The following is a 13,530-nucleotide window of genomic DNA, read 5'->3' as shown; positions in this document are numbered from 1 at the left end:
TTGGTGCGTCCGAATGGACTCGAACCATCGACCCCCACCATGTCAAGGTGGTGCTCTAACCAACTGAGCTACGGACGCATCTTTTTCCTGTCTGTCATGGCTGACAGCGGGGACGAATATTAACGAGCTACCCGCGTGCTGGCAAGGGGAAAAACACAATTTTATTTGGTATTTCACGCGATTGCTGAGCTTATGTGCAGTGAGGCGGTTTTTTCTGCAAAGATTGATGATGAACTCGCCGGGCTGCCAATAGCAGACCGGCGAGTGACCTTAACGCCTGGAACGTTGCAGGATCAATGCCGCAGGTTGACGCTGCAGCCAACGCATGCGCAACGCCATCATAATGGCGGCAAAGGTCAGGCCGATGATAAAACCGATCCAGAAACCGCTTGGCCCCATCGCCGGAACAATAAGGTCCGTGAGCGCCAGCAGGTAACCGCTGGGCAGCCCCATGATCCAGTAGGCGACAAAGGTGATATAGAAGATCGAACGGGTATCTTTATAGCCACGCAGGATACCGCTGCCAATCACCTGTACGGAGTCGGAGATCTGGTAAATAGCCGCCAACAGCATCAGATGTGACGCCATGGCGACCACCGCCGGGCTGTCGTTATACAGTAGTGCGATGGGTTCGCGGAAAGCCACTGTAAACAGTGCGGTACAGCACGCCATGGCAATACCCACGCCAATCGCTGAGTAAGCGGCTACCCGTGCGTTTTCCACCGAGCCTTCACCCAAACGGTGCCCGACGCGGATGGTGGCACCAACGCCGAGTGACATCGGCAGAACAAACATCAGTGCGCTGAAGTTCAGGGCAATCTGGTGCCCGGCCACCGAAACGATACCGAGTGGCGAGACCAGCAGTGCCACAACCGCAAACAGCGTCACTTCAAAGAACAGAGCCAGGGCGATCGGCATCCCCAGGCCGGTCAGGCGCTTCAACGCCGACCAGTCCGGGCCGCGTTGCTGGCCTGGCTGCAGCTTGATATCACGCTGTGACGGTGCACGTTTGGCATACCAACGCATCAGCAGGAACATGATCCAGTACACGCTGCCGGTAGCTACGCCGCAGCCGACGCCGCCCAGTTCAGGCATGCCAAATTTGCCGTAAATGAAAATGTAGTTGATAGGAATATTAACCAGCAGGCCGATAAAACCGATCACCATACCGGGCTTGGTTTTTGACAGGCCTTCACATTGGTTACGCACTACCTGGAAGAACAGGTAGCCGGGCGCTCCCCACATAATGGCATGCAGATAACCGACCGCTTTATCTGCCAACTGCGGGTCGATGTTATGCATCATATCGATCACCAATTTACTGTTGTAAATTGCAACGATAATCAACGCTGAAACCGCCGAAGCCAGCCAGAACCCCTGGCGCACCTGATGAGCGATCCGATCACGGCGGCCAGCGCCGTTCAGTTGAGCGATCACCGGCGTCAGGGCCAGCAGCAGGCCATGGCCGAACAGAATGGCTGGCAGCCAGATGGAGGTACCTACGGCCACGGCGGCCATATCGGTGGCACTGTAGGCACCTGCCATAATGGTATCGACCACGCCCATGGCGGTTTGCGATATTTGCGCGATGATTACCGGGATCGCCAGGGCCAATAAACTACGCGCTTCAATGAAGTACTTCTGCACGCATACACCTTTTTATTATTTATCGATGGAGGGAGTTGCCGTCTGCGGGCAACAATTAAAAATAGCGGAATTTTGTCGAAAAGATTGTACCTGCTCGGGGCTCTTAAGCAAATATTGTGACGAAATAGTTATAAAATGTTCAAGTGCAGTTTTTTTGCCGCGGCGAGTTTGGTTTTCTGCGCCAACTGGGGCAAACTGCCTGTAGCGCTTTGAACACATTCAGAAGAAGAGGCCTACATGTTTACCGGTATCGTACAAGGCACCGCTCTGTTGGTTGCCGTTGATGAAAAACCCAATTTTCGCACCCATGTTGTTGATATGCCCAGTGACCTGCTGCCGGGGCTGGAACTGGGTGCATCGGTTGCCCATAACGGCTGTTGCCTGACGGTGACCGCCATTGAAGGCAACCGGGTCAGTTTTGATCTGATCAAAGAAACCCTGCGATTGACCAATCTTGGTGAATTGAAACCGGGGGATGTGGTCAATATCGAAAGAGCGGCCAAGTTTAATGATGAAATTGGCGGGCACCTGATGTCCGGCCATATTATTTGCACCGCTGAAGTTGCCAAGATCTATACCTCAGAAAATAACCGCCAGATCTGGTTGCGTATGCCGAGTGCGGATCTGATGAAATATGTGCTGCACAAAGGGTTCATTGGTATTGATGGTATTAGTCTCACCATTGGTGAAGTGATCAATAATCGCTTCTGTGTGCATCTGATCCCGGAAACGCTGGAGCGCACCACGCTGGGCAAACGGCGTTTGGGGGATAAAGTGAATATCGAGATTGACCCGCAAACTCAGGCGGTGGTGGATACGGTTGAGCGCGTGCTGGCCAGCCGCGAAGCGGCAATTGCAGCGGCAGAGGCATTGGTACCAAAGGCCTGAGTGATTACCTTGGCTAAACAGAACCCCGGTGTGCCGGGGTTCTTCGTCTTTGAGCCCGTGCGCTGTTATCAACGTGGAACACGCAACCCGCCTTCAACACCTTTCGGGCTGAATACCACCTGCCACAGTTGGATGTCACGGGCGCGAAATGCACCGGCGCAGGCGTTCAGATAATAGCTGAACATGCGTTCAAAGCGTTCGGAATAGCGCAATGCCAACTGCGGCCACGCCTGTTGAAAACGTTCATACCAAGCCATCAGGGTGCGATCGTAATCTGCGCCGATATTATGCCAATCCTCCATGACAAAGCGCCCTTCACTGGCTTGGGCGATATGCTTGACCGAGGGCAGGCAGCCATTCGGAAAGATATATTTGTTGATCCACGGATCAACATGCATATCTGTCTGATTCGAACCGATGGTGTGCAGCAGGAAGATCCCATCAGGTTTTAAATTACGCTCAACCACTTTGAAATAGGTGCGGTAATTTTTCGGGCCGACGTGCTCGAACATTCCGACAGAAACAATGCGGTCAAACTGCTGGTGAAGGTCCCGATAATCTTTCAGTAAGATTTCCACATCCAGACCGGCACAGCGATCTTGCGCCAGTTTTTGTTGTTCTGCGGAAATGGTCACGCCCACCACGGAAACGCCATAGTGTTTGGCGGCATAAGCAGAAAGCCCACCCCAGCCACAGCCGATATCCAACAGGCGCATGCCGGGTTGCAGGTGCAGTTTCTCGCAGATCATACGCAGTTTGGCCTGCTGCGCCTCTTCCAGCGTGGTGGCTTCTTTCCAGTAACCGCAGGAATATTGCATATAAGGGTCGAGCATCAACGTAAACAGATCGTTGCCCAGATCGTAATGTTCTTTGCCGACAATCCAGGCACGTTTTTTGGATTGCAGATTGCCCAGGCGGGCGGCCGCAATGCGCAGCGTATCTTTCAGGTGGCGGGGCAGTTTCTTCTCAAGACCGGCAGAGATAACGCGATGAAAAAAGATGTCCAGCCGTTCACATTCCCACCAGCCATCCATATAACTCTCGCCCAACCCCAGCGAACCTTGCTGCATAACGCGTTTAAAGAAATTGGGGTTCTTAACCCGAATATCGAAAGGACGTGAACCGTTGATCTCAATACCGGCCATGCTGAGCATTTCATGCACGATACGGTACCATTGGTTATCCTGAATGCTCAGATCTTCTATACACGATGAACTCATAGCTTCTCCATCATCTTCTTCTGACTTATGGCCCATAAGAAAATAGCGTAGACAATTTCTGCTGAGGCATACATTTACCTACGATGAAATTTCGCCGTGGTGTCGGATATCCGATTATGATCAGAGGAAATCTAAGAGGCCCTCAGCGTAATAAAGCCTGAGAAAATGGCCGCTTAAATAAAGTGTGACGCTATTCGCGTACACAACAGCTATTGCAATACACGTTCTATAAAGATGTTATTTTAAAAGGTTGTTTCGAGTATAGGCTTGCCGAGGCGCACACTCAACAGTAAATCGCACTCGGCCAAAATTTTCATTAAGTGACTATTTATCAAGATCATTATGACATGGAGTCAGCATGTACCACCGGGGTTGTCTGCCCATCAATCTCTCCCTTCCCGCGTTGAATCATGTACCCCAAGGCGGCCAGAACAACGGTTGCGACCATTACGGTCACGGTCGCCAGCAGCGGCTGAGTGATAAATGCCGAAACCAACATGCTGGCGATAAAACAGAGCCCCAGTTGCAACGTATTCTGCAATGCCGCGGCTTTACCGCTGTTATTTGGGAAGGGCATCAAGGCATTTGCCACCAGAATCGGGTAACTGGCACCGTTGACCAAGGCCATCAGGCAGAACGGGATAAGCAGGCTGGTTAATGTCGGTTGACTCAGCGTAGCGACCAGATACAACGCCACCATACTTATGCCATAAGCTATCAGCAGCCACGGCAACAGCGTTTTGCCAGAAATGCGGTTTAAGGCAGTGCGGCAACCGTAACCCCCCAATAAAAAGGCCAGCGTCTGCGGAACATAGCTCAGGCCGATATCGTTCGGGCTGTATCCCATATTGCCGAGAATAAAGGGTGAACCGGTCAACCAGGCAAAGAAACTGGCAGAACAGGCAGCAAAGATCATCACGTTGCCGCTGAAAACCGGCGACTTCAGGATTTGCAGGAAGCTGAGGGTGGGTTTTTTATCGGCAGAAGGCACGATTCTGGCCGTTTCTTTCAGTAGCAGGGTGGGAACGAACAATAAAGCGGCAATACCCAGCAGCACGGTAAAAATGGCCCGCCAGCCCAGATGATTCAGCAGCCAGGCACCCACCAGTGGCGCTAACGCCGGAGAAAGGGCAACCAGCGGCATGATGGTGGCGAAAATGCGGTTCACTTTACCATCGCGATAGCGATCCACCACGATAGCCTGCCAGGTCACGGCAGCGGAACAAACGCCAATCGCCTGGATGAAGCGTAATGACCACAGTTGCAGGGCATTTTGCACCCACAACATCCCCAGGCAGCCGAGCGCAAACAGCCCCAGGCCAAGCAGCAGAACCGGTTTGCGGCCCAGATGGTCAGAGAGTGGTCCCCACACCAGTTGAGCAAAGGCGAAACCCGCCAGAAAGATACTCAGGCTGGCGCTGATGGCTCCGGCAGAGATTTGCAAATCCTGTTGCATGGCGCTGAAAGCGGGCAGATACATATCGGTTGCCAGATAGCCCAGCATACTCAGGCCCGCGAGATAAAACATAAATCCAAAATTTTGCATGGTATTTCTCATTAACATTTTCTTATTGCAGGTTTTTTAGCGGCGGCAAGTGTATCCGGCTGGATCTCTGCTTGTGAAACGGTAATATTTGCTAGGTGCTGTTAAAAAAATTGAAGGCAAAAGAAGATGTGGTCTGAATATTCTCTCGATGTGGTTGACGCGGTAGCGCGCACCGGCAGTTTCAGCGCGGCGGCACAGGAACTGCATCGTGTGCCGTCAGCCGTGAGTTACACCGTACGGCAACTGGAACAATGGTTGGCCGTATCGCTGTTTGAACGCCGCCACCGTGATGTGGAACTGACGCCTGCCGGTGTGCTGTTTGTCAAAGAGGCGCGCACTGTTATCAAAAAAATGCTTGATACTCGCCGTCAATGCCAGCAGGTAGCCAATGGCTGGCGCGGGCAGTTAAGAATCGCGGTGGATATTATTGTCAAGCCGCAGCGCAGCCGCCAACTGGTGCTGGATTTTTATCGTCACTTTCCCGATGTGGAACTGATGGTGCAGCCGGAAGTGTTTAACGGCGTGTGGGATGCGCTGGTGGATGGCCGAGCTGAGATGGCGATCGGTGCCACGCGTGCCGTGCCGGTGGGCGGGGGATTTGCCTTTCGCGACATGGGTTTTATGAACTGGCTGTGCGTGGTGAGTGCCACACATCCCTTGGCCTCCCTGACCGGCCTGCTGCGTAACGAGCAATTGCGGCCCTATCCCTCTTTGTTGCTTGAGGATACTTCGCGCAACTTACCGAAACGCGTGACCTGGTCTTTGGATAATCAGCGGCGGCTGACCGTGCCCGATTGGGTTTCTGCTGTCGACTGCTTACGCAGTGGGCTGTGTGTTGGCATGGTGCCCGCGCATCGCGTGCTGCCGTTAGTGCAAAGCGGCGAACTGGTAGCCTTGCAACTGTATGAACCGTTCCCCGCCAGCGCCTGTTGCCTGACCTGGCAGCAGAATGCGCAGTCACCGGCGATGGCCTGGCTGCTGGAGTATCTCGGGGACAGTGAAACGCTCAACCAGGAGTGGCTGAGCGAAGAAGTGCCGGGCAGCGTCGAGGTGCCCGGCACAGGCGCTTAACGGCGGTAGTCGATGAACGGGCCGTCGGCCACGGAGCGGCGCTCGATCAGTTTGGGATGCACTTCAATCACCTGGGATTCTTCACGCTTGCTGATAATGCGATCCAGCAACATGGTGAAAGCCATCTCCCCCAGGTGCTCTTTCGGCTGATGGATGGTGGTCAGGGCCGGGGTGAAATAGCGCGCATTACGCACGTTGTCATAACCGATCACCGAAATATCCTGCGGGACGCGCAGCCCCAGCTCGTCGGCGGCACAGATAGCGCCCATCGCCATAATATCGCCGCCGCAGAATACCGCCGTAGGTCGGTGCTTTTGTGACAGGATCTGGTGCATGGCCTTATAGCCTGAATCGGGCTCAAAATCCCCTTGGACGATCCACTCTTCACGCACGTCTACATTGGCTTCCTTCAGGGCTTTGAGGAAGCCCTGATGGCGGCCGCCGCCGGTGTTGCGCGACAATTGGCCTGGAATCGCACCGATATCGCGGTGGCCGCGTTCCAGCAGATAGCGGCCAGCCAGATAGCCGCCTTCAAAGGCGTTATCAATAATGGTGTCGGTGAAATCCCCGCGTGCGGCGCCCCAGTCCATCACCACCATCGGGATATGGCGATAATCCTCCAACATGCCCAGTAACTGGTCCGGGTATTCGGAGCACATGATCAGCAAGCCATCGACGCGTTTTTGCGCCAGCATCGCCAGATAAGCGCGCTGTTTATCGAGGTTATTGTGCGAGTTACAGAGGATCAGGGTATAGCCTTTGCTATAGCAACTGTTTTCCACCGCCTCGATCACCTCAGCAAAATAGGGGGCTTCGCTTGAGGTGGCAAGCAAACCGATCGACTTGGTGTGATTAACCTTAAGGCTGCGCGCAACGGCACTGGGTGAATAGTGCAGTTCCTTGATCGCCGCCCTCACGGCTTCTTTGGTTTCTTCGGCGACGAAACGCGTTTTATTGATGACGTGCGAAACGGTGGTGGTGGAAACGCCAGCGCGCTTGGCGACATCTTTAATCGTTGCCATGTAAAGAATGACTCCTGAACCCACATGTTACAGCATGTAAGTATGATGTTAATCGTTTGCCTGCGTATACCTATCGTCTCACTGGATATAACCTCTCCAGGGAAGCGGAAGCTGAGTTTTTAGGGCTGAGATCGTAAGCCGTTTGAACAGGAGGGGCATTTTGCCGGTACGCAGTTGTGAACTGCGGATTTTGTCCCATATTGGCGCAAAGTGGAAGATCTATTCAGCATTATAACTTGGGAAATGATAACAAGATTTTAGTCACGAACTGTGTGAAAATGATTTGACGCATTAATCGTGTGGATTTTATGCTTAGCACAGCCAATCTGATAGGGAGTCGTTATGGATACCGATTTGAAGATGTCGTTGATCACCACCGTTTGTGCATTGGCAATGATTATTGTTTTTGGTTTTATCGCAGCATTGAACTAACTTCATAGCAAAAATAATAAAGGCGCAGCATGCTGCGCCTTGTTATCACATCACATCCCGGCCGTTACGCCAGATTCTTTGCCACGAATGCCCAGTTGACCAATGCCCAGAAGTTTTCCAGGTATTTTGGACGCGCATTGCGGTAGTCGATGTAGTAGGCATGTTCCCACACGTCAACGGTCAGCAGCGGTTTGTCTTCACCGGTCAGCGGGGTAGCCGCATTTGAGGTGTTGACGATCGCCAGCGTTCCATCCGCTTTTTTCACCAGCCAGGTCCAACCTGCGCCGAAGTTTTTCACGGCGGCATCGGTGAATTGCTCTTTAAACGCGGCAAAAGAACCGAAGGATTTGGCGATCGCATCAGCAACGGCACCCGTTGGTTCATTGCCACCCTGTGGTGACAGGCAATGCCAATAGAAGGTGTGGTTCCACACCTGCGCTGCGTTGTTGAACACACCGCCGGTAGAGGTCTTGATGATCTCTTCCAGGGTTTTGCCTTCGAACTCGCTGCCTTTCACCAGGTTGTTCAGGTTAACCACGTAGGTGTTATGGTGTTTGCCATAGTGGTATTCCAGGGTTTCTGCAGAAATGTGCGGTTCGAGAGCGTTCTTCTCATACGGTAATGCAGGTAATTCAAACGACATTGCTTTCTCCTTTTTATATACAGCACTATTGTTCCGCTACCCTCCAACCCGATGGCTGACGGAGGAAAACAGAAGGGTTGTGTGTTTTTTATGGACAATAATCTTAGCAACTTTCCGGGTGAAAAAAAGGTTTAAAGCATGTTAAGCGGCTGATTGATTAAAGCATCGGCAGGAAAGGGCGGCTGGCTGAGGGTTCAGCCGCCCTCGTCACCCTTCAAGCCACAACTTGACGTTGCTCGGGTGGGATAAATCAACGGATAGTTTTTGGTGTCACAACCCGGCGAGCACCAATGTAGTGGTTTTGCCAGTAGTCGTTATCCAACTGGCTGACGCGGATTTCTTCGCCGGTGCGCGGGGACTGGATAAACTTGCCGTTACCGAGATACACGCCAACGTGATCGGCAGTGCCGCGGTTGTTGATGCGGAAGAACACCAGATCGCCGGTCTCCAACTCGCTCTTTTTGATCGGCGCGGCATCACGCAGGTGATACATTTCATTGGCGGTACGCGGCATTTTGATTTTCACCACGTCTTTATAGGCGTAATAAATCAGGCCGCTGCAGTCAAACCCGGTATGTGGCGAAGAACCGCCCCATTGGTAAGGTTTGCCCATCTGGCTCATCAGTTTGGCCATGGCGGTCTGCTTGGCATGCTGATAGCGTTTTTTGTGTGCAGGGCTGAGTTTCAGTGGTTTTTCATGCTTCGCCAGCTTTGCGGTGGCCATCTCCGGCTCGCGATGGCGGCCATAGCCTTTCTTATAACCCTTTTTCGGTGGGGTCACTTTGATGCTGGCCGTGTGGGTAGATTTACTCTTTGATTTGACCTGAGTGGTTTTCTTATCGGCCTGCGTTTTTACTTTTGCTGTTTTCTGTGGGGCAACGTTTTTCGCTTTCTTGCTGGCTTTATCCGCTTTCTTTTTCTTGCGATCGTCCGGCCGGGCTTCATTAACGTGGCCTTTACGCTGCTCGGCGGAAATATGTGCCTTTGGCGCAGCGTGCGCCAGATTGAAGAAGAGCTGTGAGAACAACAGCGCAAAAAGCGTAATAATTAAACGCATGTCGACGTTACCAACCTTGGCCTCAAAACAGAAATCTAATGGGTTACAGTATTCCCCAAATTCGCCATATAAAACAGTGGAGAACTCATAAATAGTCACCCATATTGTGAGAAAACGTTAATGGCATTTTTTCTGATGTAATATCAAACAGTTGATGTATAAAAAAACATCGGAAATCAGGGCGTGATTTATTATTCATCACCCGTCAATGGCGAAAATATAATAGTGAAATAGTCGGATTAAAAATGTTATTCTGTGAGTATGTTTTAACCGGAATGGTGCGGTTTTCAGAGCTCGTCCGGTAACCGGAAATGTCCCTGCAAAAGATGGCGTTTTCTTGATACTGTTCCAGCCGCTACAATAGCTGATGCGATGTTGTAGCCAAGATGTGGCTTGAGGAAGCAATAATGACGACGATTGAAAAAATTCAGCAGCAGATTTCGACCAACCCGATCCTGCTGTACATGAAAGGCTCACCGAAATTGCCAAGCTGCGGTTTCTCTGCGCAGGCGGTCCAGGCACTTTCAGCCTGTGGTGAGCGTTTTGCCTATGTTGATATTCTGCAAAACCCGGATATTCGTGCCGAACTGCCAAAATACGCCAATTGGCCAACCTTCCCGCAGCTGTGGGTTGACGGTGAACTGGTGGGCGGTTGCGATATCATTATCGAGATGTATCAGCGCGGCGAACTACAACCGTTGATCAAAGAGACGGCTGAGAAATACAAGCAGCAAGAAGACCAGCAGCAGCCTTAAAGGCGAAAGGGTTGATGAATAAAGTCGGGCGGCTCCTGTTGCAGGTGCCGCCCGAATTGTTTATGGCGTTTACTCAGCGTGATCGCTACCGATCGGCCAGCCGCCGAGGCGTTTCCACCGGTTAACCAGTTCACAGAACAGCAGGGCCGTTTGCTCGGTATCGTACAGCGCGGAATGTGCCTGGCTGCTGTCAAACGGCATCCCGGCGGCGATACAGGCCTTGGCCAACACGGTCTGGCCCAGTACCAGCCCGCTTAACGCGGCGGTATCGAAGGTGGCAAACGGATGAAAGGGATTGCGTTTCAGGCTGGCACGTTCAGCGGCGGCCATCAGGAAGCTGTGATCAAAGTTGGCATTGTGCGCCACGATAATCGCGCGGTTACACCCCTGATCTTTGATGCCCTTACGCACGGCCTTGAAAATGGCGTGCAGCGCATCATATTCGCTCACCGCACCGCGCAGCGGGTTATGCGGATCGATACCGTTGAAAGCCAGCGCTGCCGGTTGCAGATTCGCCCCTTCAAAAGGTTCAACGTGGAAATGCAGGGTTTCATCCTGTTGTAACCAGCCGTTTTCATCCATTTTTAACGTGACGGCGGCAATTTCCAGCAGGGCATCGGTCTGGGCATTAAAACCAGCGGTTTCTACATCAATAACAACGGGATAAAACCCACGAAAACGGCCACTCAGGGCGTTAAGATCACTTTTTTCGGCCATCAGTTTCTTATCTTCATCGAATGCAGCGCGCATTATGACAAATTTATTGCCTTGATGCAGCGGAGATAAAAGAAGGGCGCACAATTGCGCCCTGGGAAACATCAGTTGCCGAGGCCTTGGCCGGCATGTTTGTTTTCGATCAGCTCAATTTTGTAACCATCGGGATCTTCAACGAAAGCGATAATCGAGGTGCCGCCTTTGACCGGGCCCGCTTCGCGGGTCACGTTACCGCCGGCCTTGCGGATGTTGTCGCAGGTGGCTGCTACATTATCAACGCCCAGCGCCAGGTGGCCGAAGGCAGAACCCATCTCGTAACTGTCGATGCCCCAGTTGTAGGTGAGTTCAATTACGGAACCTTCGCTTTCATCACTATAGCCAACAAACGCCAGCGAATATTTGTACTCGGTGTTCTCGCTGGTGCGCAGCAGGCGCATGCCTAATACCTTGGTATAGAAATCGATGGAGCGTTGCAGGTCACCGACACGGATCATGGTATGGAGTAGGCGCATAATTTCCTCTGATTGGCAGTGCCGCAGTGGGCGGCAGGTAGATTGAAGCAGGGATTAGTATAGCCTTGTCATATAAGGCAATTCAATGAAAGTGGTGCAGGATAAATTTGTGTGACATTGTCACTAATGATACCCGCCGACGCGCGGCCGGCTGGGTATCAGATAAGCGTCACTTACAGGGTTGGATAGTCGGTATAACCAGCCGCACCGCCGCCGTAGAAGGTGTCGGCATGAGGCTCATTCAACGGTGCTTTCTGCTGGAAGCGTTCTACCAGATCCGGGTTGGCAATGTAGCTGCGGCCAAAGGCGACGGCATCAATAAAGCCTTTTTCGATCAGTTCTTCCGCTTTTTCGGCAGTATAAGCGCCGGCTCCGACAATCACCCCTGTGAAACGGGCGCGAACGGCATCACGGAACGCGGCGGAATAAGGTTTACCGCCGGCCCAGTCGGGTTCGGAGATGTGCAGATAGGCAATGCCACGTTTATGCAACTCTTCGATCAGATACAGCGCCGCTTCCTCTTGATCTTCACCGTTATCCAGGCCATTGAACGGGCCAAGCGGTGAAATCCGGATGCCAACGCGATCGGCACCGATTTCGGCGATGCTGGCATCGACCGCTTCCAACGTCAGGCGAGTACGGTTTTCAATGTTGCCACCATACTGGTCGGTACGCTGGTTGGAGGCCGGGGACATGAACTGGTGCAGCAGGTAACCGTGCGCCGCGTGCAGTTCAATGTAATCAAAACCCGCCTCACGTGAGTTAGCGGCAGCCTGGCGGAAATCGTTGACGATCCCGGCGATCTCGGCTGTTTCCAAGGCGCGCGGGGTGGAGGTGGGCACACGTACCCAGGCACCGGTTTCATCACGTATCGTGGTGCGGCTCTCGGCGGCGATTGCAGAAGGGGCGACCGGTGCCTGCTGGCCCGGCTGCAGGCTGCTGTGAGAAATGCGGCCAACGTGCCAAAGCTGTACGGCGATATGCCCTTGTTTCTCATGAACGGCCTGGGTGATTTTTTTCCATGCGGCAATCTGCTCTGGAGTATGCAACCCTGGTGCACCGGCATAACCCTTCGCCTGGAAAGAAATCTGTGTCGCTTCGGTAATGATCAGGCCAGCACTGGCGCGCTGTGCGTAGTATTCCGCCATTAATGGCGTTGGAATATCGCCTGGCTCAATGCTGCGTAAACGAGTCAGCGGGGCCATGAATACACGATTGGGCAGTGTTGTAGCGCCAACTTTCAGGGGAGAGAACAACTTTTCAATCTTCATAATGCATCCTATTTAATAGACCGGTCGACTAGTTGGTATTAAAGCCTGTATCGCAATGGTACTTTCACAATCAATCAAGGGATTAGCGTTGTGCAGGGCGCAACAGTAATTCGATCGTTTCCAGCGCGCTGGTCAGCGGGGCAACCGAGCGGCGGATTTTGGCACGCAGCGAAGCCCCCAGCCACAATGAGTAGAGCGTTTCTGCCGTTACCGACGGGCTCATGTCGATGATCAGCGAACCTTCGCGCACACCTCGCTCAAGAGCGTCTTGCAGATGACCGACGACGCGCGCGGTGCCGGTTTCCAGCGCATGGCGCATCGGTTCTGACAGATCGCTGACTTCGGCAGAAAGCTTCACGGCCAAACAGGCGTTATGGCATTCGCTAAGGCAGTGATGGCTGATGGCCTGCGCGTAATAACTTAATAGCTGATGGCGCGCATCGCGTTTTACATCGCCAAACAACGCCTGCATTTCAGCATCATAGTGCTCAAAATAGCGCTGCAGCATCGCCTCGCCAAAGGCTTCTTTCGAACGAAAATAGTGGTAAAACGAACCCTTAGGCACGCCCGCCGTTGCCAGCAATTCGCTCAGGCCCATACCGGCAAAGCCAAGGCGCAGGCTGAGATTTTCGCCGGTAGCGAGCAGATGTTCACGTGTATCCACGTTGCAATGCACAGGTTTCGTCATAATGGTATTGATCGTAATAGACCAATCGGTCTAGGTCAAGAAAAATAAAAAGCCGGCAAAAAGT

Annotated in this window: 14 protein-coding genes and 1 tRNA gene; 4 read left to right on the top strand and 11 right to left on the bottom strand. The window is 52.7% G+C overall.

Annotated elements, in window-relative coordinates:
* Nucleotide 1 precedes the first annotated feature (1 nt).
* Nucleotides 2–78: transfer RNA gene (locus WG891_RS25105), tRNA-Val, on the bottom strand.
* 192 nt (nucleotides 79–270) lie between these two features.
* Nucleotides 271–1,647 (bottom strand): MATE family efflux transporter, encoded by a 1,377-nt coding sequence (locus tag WG891_RS25100; RefSeq protein ID WP_156292174.1) that lies wholly within the window; start codon nucleotides 1,645–1,647, stop codon nucleotides 271–273.
* A 237-nt stretch (nucleotides 1,648–1,884) separates the two neighbouring features.
* On the opposite strand from WG891_RS25100, the gene WG891_RS25095 reads away from it, so the two are divergent.
* Nucleotides 1,885–2,535, top strand: coding sequence for a riboflavin synthase subunit alpha (locus WG891_RS25095; RefSeq protein ID WP_337262411.1), 651 nt, complete (start codon nucleotides 1,885–1,887; stop codon nucleotides 2,533–2,535).
* A 68-nt stretch (nucleotides 2,536–2,603) separates the two neighbouring features.
* Here the strand turns inward: WG891_RS25095 and cfa are convergent, their stop codons facing one another.
* Nucleotides 2,604–3,755, bottom strand: coding sequence for a cyclopropane fatty acyl phospholipid synthase (gene cfa / locus WG891_RS25090; protein WP_337262412.1), 1,152 nt, complete (start codon nucleotides 3,753–3,755; stop codon nucleotides 2,604–2,606).
* Between the two features lie 340 nt (nucleotides 3,756–4,095).
* Entirely contained in the window at nucleotides 4,096–5,313 is a 1,218-nt protein-coding gene (punC, locus tag WG891_RS25085; RefSeq protein WP_337262413.1) for a purine nucleoside transporter PunC, read from the bottom strand.
* 114 nt (nucleotides 5,314–5,427) lie between these two features.
* On the opposite strand from punC, the gene punR reads away from it, so the two are divergent.
* On the top strand, nucleotides 5,428–6,372 hold the full coding sequence (gene punR / locus WG891_RS25080; RefSeq protein WP_337262414.1) for a DNA-binding transcriptional activator PunR: 945 nt from the start codon (nucleotides 5,428–5,430) through the stop codon (nucleotides 6,370–6,372).
* Here punR and purR read toward each other — a convergent pair.
* Nucleotides 6,369–7,394, bottom strand: coding sequence for an HTH-type transcriptional repressor PurR (gene purR, locus WG891_RS25075; protein WP_337262415.1), 1,026 nt, complete (start codon nucleotides 7,392–7,394; stop codon nucleotides 6,369–6,371). The genes punR and purR overlap by 4 nt on opposite strands.
* 342 nt (nucleotides 7,395–7,736) lie before the next feature.
* Here purR and cydH point away from each other — a divergent pair, with 342 nt between their 5' ends.
* Nucleotides 7,737–7,826, top strand: coding sequence for a cytochrome bd-I oxidase subunit CydH (cydH, locus tag WG891_RS25070; protein WP_337262416.1), 90 nt, complete (start codon nucleotides 7,737–7,739; stop codon nucleotides 7,824–7,826).
* Nucleotides 7,827–7,890: 64 nt separating this feature from the next.
* Here the strand turns inward: cydH and sodB are convergent, their stop codons facing one another.
* Complete coding sequence (gene sodB / locus WG891_RS25065; RefSeq protein ID WP_076940157.1) at nucleotides 7,891–8,469, bottom strand: superoxide dismutase [Fe]; 579 nt, start codon at nucleotides 8,467–8,469, stop codon at nucleotides 7,891–7,893.
* 250 nt (nucleotides 8,470–8,719) lie between these two features.
* Entirely contained in the window at nucleotides 8,720–9,526 is an 807-nt protein-coding gene (locus tag WG891_RS25060) for a C40 family peptidase (protein WP_337262417.1), read from the bottom strand.
* 404 nt (nucleotides 9,527–9,930) lie between these two features.
* Between WG891_RS25060 and WG891_RS25055 the strand changes: the two genes are divergently transcribed.
* The gene (locus WG891_RS25055; RefSeq protein ID WP_197091718.1) at nucleotides 9,931–10,281 is read left to right on the top strand and encodes a Grx4 family monothiol glutaredoxin; all 351 of its coding nucleotides are present in this window, start codon (nucleotides 9,931–9,933) and stop codon (nucleotides 10,279–10,281) included.
* Between the two features lie 69 nt (nucleotides 10,282–10,350).
* On the opposite strand, the gene rnt is transcribed toward WG891_RS25055, so the two are convergent.
* The 4 genes from rnt to WG891_RS25035 form a co-directional block, all read right to left on the bottom strand.
* Nucleotides 10,351–11,031 (bottom strand): ribonuclease T, encoded by a 681-nt coding sequence (gene rnt / locus WG891_RS25050; RefSeq protein WP_076940155.1) that lies wholly within the window; start codon nucleotides 11,029–11,031, stop codon nucleotides 10,351–10,353.
* A 68-nt stretch (nucleotides 11,032–11,099) separates the two neighbouring features.
* The gene (gloA, locus tag WG891_RS25045; protein WP_337262418.1) at nucleotides 11,100–11,507 is read right to left on the bottom strand and encodes a lactoylglutathione lyase; all 408 of its coding nucleotides are present in this window, start codon (nucleotides 11,505–11,507) and stop codon (nucleotides 11,100–11,102) included.
* A 173-nt stretch (nucleotides 11,508–11,680) separates the two neighbouring features.
* The gene (locus WG891_RS25040) at nucleotides 11,681–12,778 is read right to left on the bottom strand and encodes an alkene reductase (protein ID WP_337262419.1); all 1,098 of its coding nucleotides are present in this window, start codon (nucleotides 12,776–12,778) and stop codon (nucleotides 11,681–11,683) included.
* Nucleotides 12,779–12,860: 82 nt separating this feature from the next.
* The gene (locus WG891_RS25035; protein ID WP_337262420.1) at nucleotides 12,861–13,466 is read right to left on the bottom strand and encodes a TetR/AcrR family transcriptional regulator; all 606 of its coding nucleotides are present in this window, start codon (nucleotides 13,464–13,466) and stop codon (nucleotides 12,861–12,863) included.
* Between the last annotated feature and the right edge of the window lie 64 nt (nucleotides 13,467–13,530).

The organism is Serratia sp. MMO-28, assembly GCF_037199905.1.
Taxonomy (GTDB): Bacteria; Pseudomonadota; Gammaproteobacteria; order Enterobacterales; family Enterobacteriaceae; genus Chania; species Chania oryzae.
The sequence above is the reverse complement of the archived record's forward strand: the minus strand, read 5'-3'. Positions and strand labels throughout refer to the sequence as shown.